This is a genomic window from Leclercia sp. S52 (assembly GCF_039727615.1).
Taxonomy (GTDB): domain Bacteria; phylum Pseudomonadota; class Gammaproteobacteria; order Enterobacterales; family Enterobacteriaceae; genus Enterobacter; species Enterobacter adecarboxylatus_B.
In genome coordinates this window covers 356,562-372,304 of the sequence record NZ_CP152474.1, presented here as the reverse complement: position 1 = coordinate 372,304, position 15,743 = coordinate 356,562, and the positions used below count along the sequence as shown (strand labels likewise).

General features: G+C 52.2%; 13 protein-coding genes and 2 pseudogenes. 4 read left to right on the top strand and 11 right to left on the bottom strand.

The genetic code is table 11. The annotated features are described in order from the left end of the window. Positions 1-1,077 precede the first annotated feature (1,077 nt). Together AAHB66_RS01705 and AAHB66_RS01700 are read left to right on the top strand one after the other, a co-directional pair. Positions 1,078-1,329: a hypothetical protein gene (locus tag AAHB66_RS01705; protein WP_347114993.1), complete on the top strand. Its 252-nt coding sequence runs from the start codon at positions 1,078-1,080 to the stop codon at positions 1,327-1,329. 81 nt (positions 1,330-1,410) lie between these two features. Next, the gene (locus tag AAHB66_RS01700; RefSeq protein WP_347114992.1) at positions 1,411-1,680 is read left to right on the top strand and encodes a hypothetical protein; all 270 of its coding nucleotides are present in this window, start codon (positions 1,411-1,413) and stop codon (positions 1,678-1,680) included. Positions 1,681-2,038: 358 nt separating this feature from the next. On the opposite strand, the gene AAHB66_RS01695 is transcribed toward AAHB66_RS01700, so the two are convergent. The 3 genes from AAHB66_RS01695 to AAHB66_RS01685 all read right to left on the bottom strand — a co-directional run bounded on the left by AAHB66_RS01695 (position 2,039) and on the right by AAHB66_RS01685 (position 4,409). Next, positions 2,039-2,524 carry a GNAT family N-acetyltransferase gene (locus AAHB66_RS01695; protein ID WP_347114991.1) on the bottom strand — a complete coding sequence of 162 codons (486 nt, stop codon included), beginning with the start codon at positions 2,522-2,524 and terminating at the stop codon, positions 2,039-2,041. Further along, complete coding sequence (locus tag AAHB66_RS01690) at positions 2,521-2,814, bottom strand: DUF1778 domain-containing protein (protein WP_106994004.1); 294 nt, start codon at positions 2,812-2,814, stop codon at positions 2,521-2,523. The genes AAHB66_RS01695 and AAHB66_RS01690 overlap by 4 nt, the downstream gene beginning before the upstream one ends. A gap of 170 nt (positions 2,815-2,984) precedes the next feature. Continuing rightward, the gene (locus AAHB66_RS01685; protein WP_347114990.1) at positions 2,985-4,409 is read right to left on the bottom strand and encodes a DUF4832 domain-containing protein; all 1,425 of its coding nucleotides are present in this window, start codon (positions 4,407-4,409) and stop codon (positions 2,985-2,987) included. Positions 4,410-4,639: 230 nt separating this feature from the next. Here AAHB66_RS01685 and AAHB66_RS01680 point away from each other — a divergent pair, with 230 nt between their 5' ends. Further along, positions 4,640-5,566: a hypothetical protein gene (locus AAHB66_RS01680; protein ID WP_347114989.1), complete on the top strand. Its 927-nt coding sequence runs from the start codon at positions 4,640-4,642 to the stop codon at positions 5,564-5,566. A 121-nt stretch (positions 5,567-5,687) separates the two neighbouring features. Beyond that, a pseudogene (gene galE, locus AAHB66_RS01675) lies at positions 5,688-6,699 on the top strand (UDP-glucose 4-epimerase GalE); the annotation flags it as partial. 50 nt (positions 6,700-6,749) lie between these two features. Here galE and AAHB66_RS01670 read toward each other — a convergent pair. From AAHB66_RS01670 to AAHB66_RS01635, 8 genes and pseudogenes are all read right to left on the bottom strand, one after another. Then, the gene (locus AAHB66_RS01670; protein WP_347114988.1) at positions 6,750-7,157 is read right to left on the bottom strand and encodes a hypothetical protein; all 408 of its coding nucleotides are present in this window, start codon (positions 7,155-7,157) and stop codon (positions 6,750-6,752) included. 2 nt (positions 7,158-7,159) lie between these two features. Next, positions 7,160-8,272 carry a glycosyltransferase family 4 protein gene (locus tag AAHB66_RS01665; RefSeq protein WP_347114987.1) on the bottom strand — a complete coding sequence of 371 codons (1,113 nt, stop codon included), beginning with the start codon at positions 8,270-8,272 and terminating at the stop codon, positions 7,160-7,162. 1 nt (position 8,273) lies between these two features. Continuing rightward, a complete protein-coding gene (locus AAHB66_RS01660) occupies positions 8,274-9,485 on the bottom strand; it encodes a glycosyltransferase family 4 protein (protein ID WP_347114986.1) in 1,212 nt (403 codons plus the stop codon). Continuing rightward, positions 9,485-10,483 (bottom strand): glycosyltransferase, encoded by a 999-nt coding sequence (locus tag AAHB66_RS01655; protein ID WP_347114985.1) that lies wholly within the window; start codon positions 10,481-10,483, stop codon positions 9,485-9,487. The genes AAHB66_RS01660 and AAHB66_RS01655 overlap by 1 nt, the downstream gene beginning before the upstream one ends. Then, positions 10,480-11,856 (bottom strand): capsular biosynthesis protein, encoded by a 1,377-nt coding sequence (locus tag AAHB66_RS01650; RefSeq protein WP_347114984.1) that lies wholly within the window; start codon positions 11,854-11,856, stop codon positions 10,480-10,482. Before AAHB66_RS01650 ends, AAHB66_RS01655 begins: the two co-directional genes overlap by 4 nt. Continuing rightward, positions 11,853-13,064, bottom strand: a complete 1,212-nt coding sequence (locus tag AAHB66_RS01645) for a capsular biosynthesis protein (RefSeq protein WP_347114983.1) — start codon at positions 13,062-13,064, stop codon at positions 11,853-11,855. The genes AAHB66_RS01650 and AAHB66_RS01645 overlap by 4 nt, the downstream gene beginning before the upstream one ends. After that, positions 13,061-15,182 (bottom strand): annotated as a pseudogene (locus tag AAHB66_RS01640) (polysaccharide biosynthesis tyrosine autokinase). The gene AAHB66_RS01645 and the pseudogene AAHB66_RS01640 overlap by 4 nt, the downstream one beginning before the upstream one ends. 2 nt (positions 15,183-15,184) lie before the next feature. Beyond that, positions 15,185-15,742, bottom strand: coding sequence for a polysaccharide biosynthesis/export family protein (locus AAHB66_RS01635; protein ID WP_347114982.1), 558 nt, complete (start codon positions 15,740-15,742; stop codon positions 15,185-15,187). Position 15,743 lies beyond the last annotated feature (1 nt).

The window sequence follows — 15,743 nt, the reverse complement described above, 5'->3', positions numbered from 1 at the left end:
CTAAAGAACCCGCCCAAAAGGCGGGTTTTTGCTTTTCGAGAAGCGGACTCTTCATCGAACACCGTTCGATTATTCGCTGCAAGCAGCTCACCCCTTCGGGGCCAGCGCGTCAAGCGCGCTGTTCAACGCCTTCGGCGTTAGTCCGGGTCCGGGCACCACTATTTAGAAGAACCCGCCTATGGCGGGTTTTTTTGCTTTTGGGGTTCCGGTAGATTTCTGGTCGCTTCTGTCACAGCCCTGTTTATGGCTTCCAGCCTGAGCATTTCTTTTCAAACTGTTACCAACCCCTCTCTGGCCGCTATGGGGTTGTACTGTCAGACTTCACTTTGCTAATAAATACTATTTCCATCATCTGGTCCTGGCTGACATTGGGTCTGCGTCAGGTAGTCATTCAGGAACTAAATGACTTTCAGAAAATGACTGCCAGAGGAGATTTTAACTCAGCAGATCGCTTCTATAAGAAAAATGAATGCCTTAATGAGGTAAAGTCTACAGAGATTATTGCGAAACACCTGAATTTAAGACTTCAACCTGAGGGCATCACTATAAATTCTGAGTATCGGTTGAAAGGGAAAAACAGGCGTGATTTCACGACATCTAAATTGATTGGCGGAAGAAGACGACTGTTCATTACGGAAGTCAAAGAGCAATGACACAGAGAGTTATACTCTGCCGCTCCAGCCCAACTCTTGACCATTATTCCATTCATCCTGATACCGAGCAGCGGGGTATCTTTATTGTCATATGGTTTGGAGAAAGCGAAATCGTTGCTGGCCGAAAACCCACGGAATCATAACCGCTCAAGAACTTAAAATTAGCATTGAAGCAGTACTTACCGGCTGAGCTCCGGGTTTAATTAATGTTTTGGTTTTAGATGTTTCACGGAACGGTGGCCGCTAACGTTAGCAATGTTCATATTCTAACTAAAATATAATATGAACATTATTTGATATATATCAAATAATTTTAGTTGATTACATGGCTGTATATGAATGTAGTGCAGATAACATAAAGTATATTTTATAAAAAACGATACTACTTGTTCAAAAGTGTAACTCTACATAGGTACTAATACACATGCCAAATAATACAAAGAAAACCTCTTCAAAAATTGCATCACAAGCAGCTCAAGTGCTGAAAGATCCTAATGCTTCAGCAATTCAGAAGAGTTTAGCCGGATCTGCCTTATCCCAATCTGGGACTTCAAACCAAACAGGTGGAAAAATGGAGACTACAGCCTCAAAAGTTTTAAATAGCTCTAAATACAATGACCAAACAAAGACTCTTGCTGCTTCTGTTCTTTCCCAAGCCAATAAGGAGCGGAAATAATAGCATTTCTATATCTATAAGCAGCTACATGTAGCTGCTTTTCTTCTGATGATTTTAAATATCTACAATGGAAATAACTGTATGGACCAATGTAAAAATGACGCTATATTAGAACATATCAAAGATTATAGTAAACATATTGATGAATTTAGCACTCAGGCTAATTCACAAGGGATCTGGTTATTTATTTCAACTCTAGGATGCTGGAGTGTAACTATACCATCAATTCAAGTTATCGCGGCAATCTTGTTATTATGTATATTTGTATTTAATTCCAGACAGGATATGACTGACAAGAGAGCTTTTCATGAAATAGAAAAAGACATAAAAAAGATATTGATAGTAACCTAACAGGAGACACCAAGAAAGCCAGATTATTTGACCTGGGATTAGTTGAGCAATATAGAAAATCACTTAAACCCGTTTTAAAAACCTCACCGATATTTATTGTGTGTTATATTTTCTATACCATTAGCTTTTTGATCTTTTTTTCTAATCTTCTTCCCCAAATGAAATTAATCTTTGAATTTTGAATTGCAATCAGACCTCAAGTATTAAGATAATGTTTGAGGTTATACGTGGTTATTATACTTTACAGTAATGATTAAAATAGAGATGATGGATTCAAACAGCGGACATGCTGGAAAAAATATATCATTGATATTTTGATTCATAAAGCCACCACCTTATTGGTTCCAAATAATATCAATCATGCATTAACCAAATCCCCCAACGTCACCATCAACATCATCGGATCCATCGGCGACGGCTCAAACCCCACCCGCAGGTAAAACTCTCGCGCTTCATCCGACAGAGCGTGAACAAGCATCCCGCGAATGCCGATAATTTCTGCCACCTGAATCACCCGCAGCCCGGCATCCCGAATCAGCGCTCGCCCAAGGCCCTGCCCGTGCAGCGATTTATCCACCGCCAGACGGCCCAGCACCACAACCGGGATAGGATCAGGCATATTGCGGCGGAAGCGACCGGGCGCATTATTTGTCACCACAGCGCTTGAAGCCAGAGAGTAGTAAGCCATCACATTAGCATCGTCGCAGCAGACAAACGTACGGGATGCGCCAGAAAGCTGGTTCTTCATCGCCCGCTGTTTCAGCCAGTTATCCATAGAATCCACACCGCAGCAAAACGAGGTAAGAATATGCCCGGCATGAAGTGGTTCTGGCGCGGAGATCACTTTTCCTGCTCCCACGGCGCAGGGGTCTGCATGGTTTTACGCAGCGCGGCATTGGGCGCAGGAGCCTGATCCAGACGGGCAAGAAATTCCTGATAAGCTTGCGGATCGGCCATGATGATACGTTGCTCGATCAGCGCTTCCTCGGCAGCGGCACGGGCGGCCTCCAACACAAAGTCAGTGCGGTTTTTCCCTCTGGCTTTCGCCGCCCGATCGATGAGATCGCGTTCAGCGGGCCTGATGCGCAAGTTCAGGGTTTCGCGTTTAATCGCCATACTGTTTGCGGCTGGCATGGAGTTGTCCTCCTCTGTTTCTGTGGATAATAAGTATACAACACGCGTAACGCAGATGTCATTACGATAAATTAGAAGGAAACGAACCAGAGTATTTGAATGTTTACAAGCCCGGAAACCACTATTTAAAGAACCCGCCCAAAAGGCGGATTCTTGCTTTTCAGCGCCCATCACCTAATCATCACCGACGACAGCCGATACCAGCCATCGCTCAGCTTCCCCTCGTTAGCAAGCTGAATACGCGCCTTACCATTTTTATCCACCAACGCCACGTCCAGCTGGTAGCGCCCTGCCGTCAGGCTATGCGGGGTGGCCAGCTGATACGTTGAGCTGGATCTGCCCGGCAGCCACTGGCGGATATCATCTCCGGCGTTGCCCTGCACGACCGTGTTACCGCCCAGGTCCTGTAAACGCCAGGCGAGGGTATAGCGCAAATAAATCGGCGCCACGCCGTCGTTGGACCATTCGCTGTTGAGTGCAACGGCCTGCCCGGCGCGGGCGCTTGCCGGATGGGTCAGGGACACCACCCGGAAGCGGTACCCTATTTTTGTCAGCGCCTTGTCGAGGATATCCCGGTACGCCTGCGGCACGTCGGTGGATTTCAGGTTCAGGGTGCTGGCATGCTGCGCCAGGGCCCAGTCAAAGGTGGCCTGCACCTCTTCCCGGCTATACTTCTGCTCGCTCAGCCATTCCGCCATGTGGCCGCAAATCTCCAGGCTGACGGGGGCTTTTTTCCATGCCTGATTAAACCCCGACCAGGCCGTCTGGGCCGCCGCAATGCGCTCCGGATAATCATTGCTCATATGACTCCAGGTGGGACTAAAGTTGCGCCAGTCGCCCCAGCAGTCTGCGCGCCAGCCTGCCCCTTTCCTGACCGCATAGGCCACTGAGTCATAGCCGTTGAGCAGCATGATTTTGGGGGTATCAGGGAAGGCACTGAAGTGCATGTCGACATAGCGGTTGAGCTGTTCGGGTGGGTAGCGTTCCTGCAAAGGCTTCAGGGTCGGGAAGTTGCTGTTATGCCACTCCCCCCACGAGCCCACCATCCCGATATCGATAAAAGCCAGCTCCGGGTTGTTGTTGTAACGCGCGCCAAAGGCCTGAATAAGGCGCTGGGCGTAGGCAATATAGACAGGATCGTCCAGATCGGGGACAAAGGTCTTATGATCCGGCGTCCAGGTGCCTTTGATCCCTTTATCGATCAGCCACTGCGGGATCTCAGAGCCCGACTCCGGCCCATCAAGGATCATAAAACGCAGGCCAACGTTCATCGCCGGCTGATGCGCAGCCGCAGCGGCAAACCCCTCATCCACCAGCGCAAAATTGTACTGCCCTTCCCGCGGTTCCACTTCGCTCCAGTAATAGCGACGATACTCAAGGCCCGTCGCCGGATATTGCGCGATGCTTAAGTCCTGACTGTGAAAACGGGCCACGCCATTGCCCGGGTTGGCCAGCAGTCCGCTGATGGCCGGAGGATTCACCGTTTGCAGTGGTTCCGTACTCTCAGCCTTCGCCCACCCCGATGAGAGCGCGAGCGCCCCGGCGACCAACAACAAATACCGATTTTTTTTGCATGGCAGATCGTATAAATGCATCAATGCCCCTTTTCCCAGGAACGAGTATTATAGGTGCGGCTGACAAGCCCGCGCGAAAGATGACCTCATTTTATTTCATAAGATATATCCCGGACTCACCCTTTTACATTATTTATTTAAAGAAACATTGGTCATATGGTTGTTATACACATGACGTACCGCTTTTCCTCGTGCTGTTTATGACAGCACATTCTGGATTTATTAATATTTCCTCTGAGAAGCAGGATAAAATGTTTAATAAAAATAACAGGATAATCAAAAAGCTGTTCTTCCATGAGTCCTGGGATATCATGGTCATTAACAGCAATGGCCAGCACGTTTTCCCGGAAAACACGTTGGATATCCTTAGAAACTCCAAAGCACAGCAGCTTGATAAAAAATATATCTTCCAGGCCGATCCTTTTATTATTGATAAAGACGATCTGCTGTATGTTTTTTATGAAGCGTTTTCCTTTCTTAACTCGAAGGGGGTGCTGCGCTGCCGCATCCTCAATAAAGATCTTGAAGAGATTGATGACGTGAAGCTGGAAGGATTTGATGACTTAAAATGTCACCTCTCGTTCCCGTTCCTGTTCCAGCTCGACGGGAAACTGTTCATGATCCCGGAGTCGTCAGAACGCAAAGAGGTGATTCTGTTCCAGTCCGTCGATTTCCCCGCACGCTGGGAAAAGGTCAAAGTGCTGGTCTCTGATATGGCCGTCACGGATAACGTGGTTTTTGAGTTGAATGGCGTCAGCTATCTGGTCTCAACCAACATGGATAACGAGCTGGTTATTCACACCTCAGAGGGCATTCTTGGCGACTGGAAGCTGATCTCCCCGAACCTCGATGTCTGCAACGTGCATTTCCGCGGGGCCGGCAAGCCGTACTCGGTCAACAACAAAACCTACCTCTTTACCCAGGAGTGTAATCCTGAGGTATACGGTAAATCCATCTTCATCAAAGAATTGACCAGCCTGACTCCGAATAAGTATCAGGAGAAACTGGTGGGGAGAATAAGCGCGTCGATTAATAACAGTGACGGTATTCACACCTTAAACTTTACCGACAACTATATTGTCTACGATACCAAACACCTGACGTTCAGCCTGCTCTCCACGCTTAAAAAGCTGACGTATAAAATTATGGTTAGCCACCGTAAGCGGCTGTTTAACTAAGTGACAATATCGGGAACTCACACTACGCTAACCAGAGCGGCAAAATAAAACACTACGAAAGCGCATCTCTGCTCTGGCACCTCCTGGTGCCGGACGGCGATGGCTTTTTGGGAGATTTATTATGGCAATTCTGGTTACAGGTGGCGCAGGCTATATTGGTTCACATACGGTGCTGGCATTACTGGAGAGAGGTGAAGATGTCGTCGTCATCGATAACCTCTCTAATGCCTCACAGGAGTCATTAATCCGGGTCGCAGAATTAACGGGCAAACAGCCGGTGGTCTGCATCGCTGATATTCTGGATCGCGACGCGTTAAAAACGCTTTTCACACAACATAACATTACCGATGTTATCCACTTCGCCGGTCTTAAATCCGTTTCAGAGTCCATTGCGAAGCCTCTCGCCTATTATGAAAATAATGTCGTCGGGACCATGGTGCTGATGGATGAAATGCAGCGTGCGGGGGTGCACAGCCTTATTTTCAGCTCATCGGCCACGGTATATGGCAACCCCGAATCGGTTCCTTTAAGCGAACAGTCGCGCACCGGCGGGACCACCAATCCGTACGGTACCTCCAAGCTGATGGTAGAGCATATTTTACGTGACTTCTCCGTGGCCGAACCGCACTTCAGGATCACCTGCCTGCGCTATTTCAATCCCGCTGGCGCGCACCCCTCCGGGCGGCTGGGGGGAAGATCCGAACGGTATTCCGAATAACCTGGTGCCCTATATCTCTCAGGTGGCCATCGGCAAGCTGGCGTGTCTGACCGTCTTTGGTGATGACTATCCGACGCCGGACGGCACCGGCGTGCGGGACTATATTCACGTCATGGATCTTGCCCACGGCCACCTGGCCGCGCTGGACCATAAAGACGACGGCGAGGCATTTAAGGCCATCAATCTCGGTACCGGGGTGGGCTATTCGGTGATGGACCTGATCAAGGCCTTTGAAAAAGCCGCGCAGACCAAAATCAACTACCGGATTGTCGGCAGACGCTCCGGCGACGTGGCAGAGTGCTGGTCGGATTCCTCGCTGGCGCGCCAGCAGCTGGGATGGCAGGCCACGCGCAACCTGGAGGAGATGATGCGCGACGCCTGGAACTGGCAGAAGAACAATCCCGGGGGGCTACAACGCCTGAGCCCCGGCAAGGTAAACAGGTGCCGTCATCCGGCACCTGCTCGTCACTGGTATTTCAGGTTGAGCCACCAGTCCCAAATCCCGACGTGGAAATGCTGGAAAACGTCGATTCCCAGCGCGGACTTGATCATATAGAGCGTCAGCAGCACGCAACAGAGCAGGAACAGCGTGGCGAACAGGATAAGAAACGTCACCACGATCCGCGACAGCTTTGACTCCGGGCGCGAGCGCGAGCGCAGATCCCGTCCCAGTAAGAACACCATATAGAGGCGTTTGCCGAAGAAAGGAAAACTTTTACGGATATCGATCCGGTGCCGCGATGCCAGAGTAATCGAGACGATAGCGCTCTCGATCTCCTCTTTTTGCTCCGGGGTCAGCTGGGCGCTAACGTCCTTATCAAGCACTTCATAAAAACGATCGATAACAATCGGGTTTCTGGTGTTACTGGTCAATTTTAACCTATTGTTTTATCTAATCTATGGTAAATGGACACGGTCTTTCGGGCGATCTCATCCCAGTTGTAACGCTGCAGAAAATCGCCGTAATCAATCCGGGGTGAGTCCGCCCATCTGGACATTTTATCTGCCAAATCAGCAACATCACCCAGCTTAAAACTGGTCTCTGCCGGTAAGCCGACCTCAAGGTTCGGCAAAATATCGCTCACCACCACCGGCAGCGAAAACGACATCGCCTCCAGCAGCGCAATGGGTAATCCCTCATGGTACGAAGGCATCACAAACAGCGAGGCCTGAGAGAAGACGACCTGCAGCTCCTCACCTTTTAAAAAGCCGGTCATGACGACGCCAGGCGTCTGAAACGCCAGCTGTTTCAGGTGTATGCTGTACTCCGTGTCATGATCCGCATCCCCGACCAATACCAGCGGCAGGGTCAGGCCCGATCGCTTGTAAGCGGCGATCGCATCGTGCATCCCCTTCTCTTCAACGAACCGACCGACCATTACGATATAACGCCCGGCATGCAGCTCATAACGCCCGAGGATCCTGTCGATCGTCTCGTCAGCCAGCTTCTCCGGCACGTTAACACCGTTATAAACCAGGTGCGCATTGTAGCGATGGTATTTCTGCTGGATCAGCTGATTGATGACCTCAGAGATCACAATCACTTCGTTGGCATACTTCACCGCCACTTTCTCGCCGAGCATCAGAATTTTTTTCGCCATCCTGCCCCACTTCTGGCGCTCGTAGTCCGGTCCATGATGGGTAAAGACCACGCGTTTACCCAACAGGCGTAACAGCGGTACCACGAGGCCGGGTCCGATGGCGTGAACATGCACAATATCGGATCGGTCAACGAATGTCCTCAACGCCGCAATAACAGAGTGCACAATGGCTTCGAAACTGCGTTTTTTCGGCGCCCAGAGCGCCAGCGTCTCGACGTTTTTATAGCTCGAACGCCGGTAAGGAACATAGGGTGACCGGGCAATCACGCAAATCTCCACGTCATATTGCTGCCGGATAGCCGGGTACAGATTCTGACAATGGGTTTCGACGCCGCCTAATACATCGGGGATGCCGCGTGTACCCAATACCGTGATTTTTTTTGACATGTTATGGCCTGTCGAGCAGCTCGCGATAGAGCGACTGCAACGTTTCCATGTGCTTGCGCAGTGAGTATTTCTGGCAAAGCCGTACCCGGCCTTTCAGCCCCATCTCATGGGCCTGCTCCGGGTTTTCCGCCATCACGTCCAGCGCATCGGCCAGATCCTGAGCGTTGCCAGGTTCGAACAGCAATCCTTCCACACCGTGACGTACCTGCTCCGGGATCCCGCCAATGCGGGCCCCCACCACTGCCCGGGCGAACGACATCGCCTCCAGCACCGACATGGAGCAGTTTTCATAACACTCTGACGGCAGCACCACGGCCCGCGCGTTCTGAATCAGCGCATCCAGCGCCGGACCCTGCTGCACATAGCCAAGGAACTCCGCATTGGGGAAGTCCACCACCATCTCGTCATACAGTGGCCCGTGGCCGACGATTTTTAACGGCATTTTATTGCGCATTAACTGGTGCGCCCGGGTCAGGGTGGGAACCCCTTTCTCCCGGCTCAGACGCCCGACGTACAGCAGATAACCCTGATCCGCACCCGCCTCCGGCGTGTGGCTGTCGTCGATACCGTTCACAATCACATCGATGCGGGAGTCCGGCAGGGAGCGTTTCAGCTCGTTACGCAGAAACTCGCTCGGGGAGACAATCACGTCCAGCGCCTGATAATTCTGGGCGATGTACTGCCAGGTCGCCTCTAATGACAGCAGCAGGCTCTTCAACGCCGAGCCCTCCTGGCAGCGATAGCGAAACGCATTAAACACGCTGCCCGTAACGCAGGCATCGCACACCTTGCCGTCACGCAGCATCGAGTACGACGGGCACATAATCTTATAGTCGTGGGCGGTTAAGACGGTCTTACAGCCGAAATCCCGGGCGACCTTGATCAGGGCCGGCGTCAGCTGGTGATAGATGTTGTGGAAATGGACGATCTCCGGGCGCGTCTGCTCCAGCAGCGCCTGCATTTTTTTACAGGCCTCCCGGTTGTGAATAAAGCTGATGGCGGTCTTCACCCCCGCCAGCAATCCACCCTCTTTGTGATAATCGACATTGCTGACGAAGTAGTCGGCATAGTCAGACGGAAAGTTCTTCTCATGCTGCATGGAGAAGTCGATCACCTCCACGCCGGCCTCTTTCAGCATATGGCGTTCCTGAAAATAGACCGTCTCCGCTCCTCCCTTGATAAAGAAGAACTTATTCACCAGTAAGACTTTCATTACTCTACCTGTTCATGAATAACTTTATTGTCCGGCGGAATCCGGGGATCGCGCTGCGGGTGGAAAAGACCTTTCACCAGCCCGGCAGAGAGTACGGCAAGGTTGATCACACTGTTCAGGCCGTTTTTTAATGAGCGGTTCTGAATGGTTTTTAGCAGGATAAAGGCCAGCAGCGGCAGCAGGGCGATATCAATCAGGCTGACGTCGAAGGTAAAGAACGCAATCAGCACGAGGATGATATAACTCGCAAAGATCACTTCGTTTTTCACCAGCATCAGCGCATCGCGGAACCAGGGTTTACCCCAGGCGCTGCGCAGCAGTTCACCGGGCGCCTGATGGAAGCCGCTCTTCCAGCGATAGCGCAGCATCCGGAAGGTCGGCATCGTATAGGAGGTATGCCGGAAATAGGGCACGTTCAGGCGATGCAGCTTATAGCCTGCGGCCAGCAGGCGAATGCCTAACTCCGCCTCTTCATAGGCGTGCAGGCTGCGGTTGGTCAGGTAGCCGATATCGGCAATCGCTGACAGACGGTACAGGCCGCCGCCGCCCAGATGGTCGCTGTCGCCCAGCGGGTAGATTTTATTGATGCGCTGCTTGCGGGAGGTAAATTCATAGTTTGAGGCGCCATCCATCTCCACCGTACCGGCTACGCCCGCGTACGTCGGGTTGCTCTGCAGAAACGCCACCGCATGATCGATAAAACCGGGCTCCAGCTCCATATCGCCATCCATCAGCAGAATGAACTCCCCTTCGCTGTGAAGGTAGCCCAGCTGATGTCCGACGCCGCAGCAGCGGTCTGCCGGTTCGGTTAACGACACCACTACCACCCCTTTATCGCTGGCCAGCTGCTGGGTGTTATCCGTTGACAGACTATCAGCAACAATAATCTTATGCGGATATTCACCGATCTGGCTGCGAATGCTGTCGATGGTTTTTTCAATACATTCGGCTTCGTTAAAGGTCTTGATACTTACAGTAATAAACGGTTTATACATCAATAGAGCCCCGTATAACGGCGTACGGTCCGGCGAATAATTAAGCTGGAACCTAAAGATAAATAGAACAGGAATTGCAGCATGGGCACGATCATCAGGATCTGGCTGTAGGGAATACTGAGCAGACAGGCGATTGAAAACACATTAAAGGCCGGCGCAAAGCTCAGGAGCTGGAGATCCTGCTTATCAATCTGGTCAATCGACAACAGCGGTTCAGGCTGAACCACCTTCAGAATATAAATAAACAGCCCGATAAAGATGAGGGTTCCCACCAGACCCACCTCCCATAACAGCATACTCAGGGCGGTACTATCGAGGGTCAGGTTGTAGACCTGGTTCAGGAAGCCCGGGGAGAGGAAGCTACCGCTGTTGGTGGCATTCAGCCCGTAGCCGAACAGCGTGCCCGGCAAGCCCGACAGATCGTTATGCTGTAACCAGAACGTCAGGGTGGTGAAACGTCCTATCTCCCCGCCAGGCAGGATGAAGTTCGGGTCAAAAATATAGCTCAGGGAGTCAAAGAAGACGGTGAACGGGTTTTCCGACATGTCGATGCCATAGGCTGCCGTATAGCTGTAGGCCAGGATGACGATGGCCAGCCCGATGAGCAGCACCATCGCCACCACAATGGAGAGCAGCACGGCTAAGTTGACCTTACTCGCCTCCTTGACCCAGGAGGGCATAATCCACACCCAGGCCAGCAGCAGCGGCGACAGCAGGATCACGAACTTCACTTCACCGATAATGCACATCACAAAACCCAGCATGATATGCAGCGCCATGTTTTTAAAGCTGGTCAGCCCATGCTTATACTCCGAGACTTTTAGCAGCATGATCAGCAGACAGAACAACCCCATCGCGGCGGTGTTACCCCCGCCCATCGGGTCGCCGCCGAATGTCCCCACCACGGAGTCCCATTTTTCCTCTTCGCCGCGCAACGCCACGCGTTGCGGTACGACAAAGATAAGCTGGTACAGCGCTACCGGGAACTGGATATAAAAAATCCAGTACAGGCCACGCGTCACCTGATAGATCTGTGATTCCCGGCAGAACCCCAGCAGCAGGCAGAGCATCACCAGCGACAGCGCTATCTCATTCTTGAACCCGATAAGGGTAATCAACGCCCCGCCCTGAAACAGGGTCGAAATACCCGCCAGCACGATAAAGGAGAGATACAGCGTCAGAACAATGGCTTCCTGAGCATCCAGCCGCACGGGTTCATAACGGGTCTGCAGCACCAGGAAACCGGTCATCAGCATGGTCATGAAGAAGGGGAGCCACAGCACCGTCAGTTCACCGGTGAAGTACTGCACCAGCCCGATGAAGATGAGGGTCAGCAGGGTGAACGTTTGTAAGTAATGTCCGGTATTAAGATTCATGATGCCACTGACCCGTTTTTCAGAATGTCGGCGCGCTTATTCACCTTCAGGTAGATGAAGGCGTAGCGAATGAACGTCAGAATCGAAAATAAGATGATGGAGGTCGCGTAGTCATTGTAGAAATACGGTACAGCGACAAACGCGATCGCCACGATCGCCAGTTGCTCAAGCTGGATCCGCAGGAAATAGCGATGCGAACCGAAAATCAGCTCAATCACCGTCAGCGGACAGACCGCCAGCGCCGGGAACAGGTACGGCAGCATGTAGCGCGAGGTCGGCACGGAGGCGATCCACTCCTCGCTGAACCCCAGATTCATCACAATCGGATAGAAGATAAATACGCCCAGGGTGCAGACCACGCCCAGCACCAGCAGCAGCAGACGGACCTTTGTGTACTCTTCGTAGTTGAAGACGTTGTTTCTGAAATCAATCGACCATTTAGAGAAAATGGTATTGCGCACCGCATTGCCAATAATCACCACCGGGGCCAGGCAGAAGCGGCTGACCACCGAGAAGTAGCCCGCCGTTAAGGCCGAGAACCAGAAGTTGATTAGCATAATCGGCAGGTTATTGCTCGCCATCGCCAGCACTTCGGCACTGCCCACCTTGGTGACGTGGTGAATATTCTTCTTCAGGAACGCCAGGTTGCTGGAGGGCTGCAGGTGATGCAGGGTGACGGTGCGAATATCAAATGCCCGCAGGATGCAGACGCTGGTCAGCGCCATCATCAGGATCGCCCACATCCAGTAAAACGCCATCACCTGGTTCGTGAGCAGGACAGACACCACCACCACCACCGAGACGGAGATACGCTGGACCACCAGAAAGCGAAAGTTTGCCGTCCGCAGCGACAGGTTTTCTGCCACCAGCACCCAGGTATTCGAGAGCGTGAGCAGGTAGAGGAAGAGCATATTCTGATGAAACAGCCAGCCCGTCAGCACGGCATAAGGAACGGCGATCGTCAGGCTTTGCAGCAGACAAAACACCACGTTCTGGGCCAGCTCGTCATCCGGTTGCCTGGGGATCAACAGCTGCGAGGCAAAGGTACAGACCTGCGCCCCGATCAGGGCAATACTGTAGTTGAGCGCGTAGAGCCCCACCTCGCCAAGATCGTACTTATGCGAAATAAGCCAGATCGACAGGGCACCAATCAGCTGTGAAATGACTGATGACCCGGCGATCGTGGACGCGCTCCTGAGCAGACTCATGCCCGGCCTGTGTTATTCATCAGTTCATGGGTATGGTAGTTGAGTGAACGCAGCCCCTCTTTGCTCTCCAGATTTTTATCCACCACCTGATTCAGCACGCCGCCGATCAGTACGGTGCGATCGTTGGTCGCTTTCTCAATAGCCGGTCCAATGGTGTCGGCAGAGTTCAGGCCCGCTTTCAGGACGAAGATCAGACCGTCCGTCGCCTCGCTCACCAGCTGCACTTCCTGGCTCTGATTCACCGCCGCCATATCGATGATGATGCGCTGGTAACGGCTGCGCAGGGAATCAATCAGTGGTTTCAGCCGTTCAGGGGACAGCAGCAGCAGCGCCGAGACCGGCGTATTGCCGCGCGGCAGGAAGTCGAGATTGTCGCTCATCTTCACCAGCACGTTCTCGGTCACGCCCTCACCGCGCAGCACTTCCGCCACGCCCGGCGCCTTAGGTGAACCCAGCTCGCCCGACAGCCCATCGTTGTTGAAGAAGTCCATATCGATCAGCAGCGTTTTCTGGTCAAAGCTGAAGGAGTTCGCCAGCAGGTTCGCCAGCAGGGTACGCCCCTCCCCGGCTTCCGCCGACGTAACGGCAATCACCTGCAGCGGGTGACTGCTCAGCATGATTTGCGTGCGCATGCCGTGAATGACGTCGGCATTCAGCGGGTCGCTGGTGATGAGGTCGCGGATTTTGCCGCGTCCGCCCACGCCCTTAAAGCGGCGGATCTCACCCAGCGGCACCAGATTGAGCCGTTTTTGCATCTGGCTGAGGGTGTTGACCGATTTGTCGGTGGCCGTTTTCACCATGATGTACATCACGTAGAAGAGCATCACCAGCAGCACAACCATCAGCATCAGCAGCGGCTTATTCGGTTTTGCCGGCAGCGCGGCGGGCACGGCAGGATCGTAGATCTCCGCATCAGCATCGGAATAAGAGCCGGGTAAGGTCAGCTCCTGCGTGCGCTGATAGGCCATCTTGTACATCTCTTCCGTTTTATCCAGCGCCAGCTTCAGGTCATTGTAGCCATCACGCTTCATGGACAGCTTCTGGAAGTTCGCCTTCTGTTCTTCCAGCTGCTTCTGGTAATTTTTTTCGTCCGCCAGCGCCGCCTCGTAGCTCTGGCGTAATCCGGCCTGCTGCTCTCTGAGCGTCATCGCCGTTTGCGCCTGGATCGCATTAACATGCGCCCGGGCTTGTATCACTTTGTCATGCTGCGGTCCGTAGGATTTCTCCAGTTGGGAAAGCTCGCTGTTCGCCTGGATAAGCGCAATGCGTAAATCCTGGATCTGGGCATGATTTGAAATCGACGGCAGTGAGATAACGTTCCCCCCTGCCGGAACGCACCTCGTTATAGAGCGATTCAGCCGCCACCCGACGCTCGGTCGCATTCGCCAGGCGGTTGGTGATAATGCCCATCTGCTCCGTTTCAAAACCATCAACGCCACGGAAGGTCAACAGCCCCTCTTTCGCCAGATAGCTGTCCAGCGCGGTCTTTTGTTGGACCATTTGCTTCTGAAGGTCCTGCAGCTTCTGCTGGTTATCTTCCCTCGCCTTCGCCGTTTTTTGCTGCTTGAGCGACAGGGTGTAGTTGATAAACGACTCCGCCACGCCGTTGGCAACATCCGCCGCCAGCTGTGGAGAGGTGGACTCATAGGAGACGGTGGACAAATGGGTGGTACGCACGTTGTTAATTGTGAGATCTTTCAGCAGCGTTTTCAGGGCATTATCAACCCTCTGCTGTTCGTTCTCAGGGGCAGGGCCACTGCCAGAACCCTCGCCGTTAAAGGCGGGGTTTTGATCGAGTTTCAGGGTGCGAATGGCCTGCTCAAGCACCACGCGCGATTGCATCAGCGCATTTTGCGTTTCGTAGTATCCGTTACGGGTGGAGTCATAGCCTTCCACCCTCTGGAATGGTGAAACGTTGTCCGGCTGAGCTTTAATCAGTACCGTGGCGGTGGATACATACTTCGATGACATCAAACTCATTAATGGCCAGGCAATCGCCCCGGCAATCACGCCGGAGAGAACGATTTTCCAGGAGTTCTTTTTAATTTCTCTGGCAAATCTGGCGATATCGATAGCGCTTTCTCGCTTTTTGCCATTTTCCACTATTGATAGTTTCATGGTCAGAAGAACCCTATGCCAATAATTACGAGATCGCCCGGGAGAACGGAATGGGTAACATCAACATTTTCGAGTAACTCACCGGTGGATGACTGACGAATATTGAGATCCGAACGGTCTGCCCGGTCGGTATAGCCACCCGCAAGGGCAATGGCTTTTTCCACGGTCAGGCCTGGCTCATAGGAATAGCCATTTGGGTTCTCAACTTCACCAGAGATATAGAACTTACGGAATTCGGCGATATTGACCGTCACCATAGGATTAAGCACAAAACCTTTACGCAGGCGTTGCGTAATCTCTGCATCGACCTGACTTGCGGTTTTGCCTTTTAAATCCAGCTTGCCAATATAGGGATAATTAATAGCCCCACTATTATCAAGTACTACTTTCATGGTCAGGTCAGGTTGACCGGCAACGTTAATGTTGACGGTATCGCCGGAGCCCAGTAAATAATTTGCTGTATCAACCACGCTATTGTCCATTAACGTCGGCTGCGGTGATTTGCAGCCGGCAAAAACAACGCTGAGGAGTAAAAACGCGCACAGTTTCATTATTTTCATT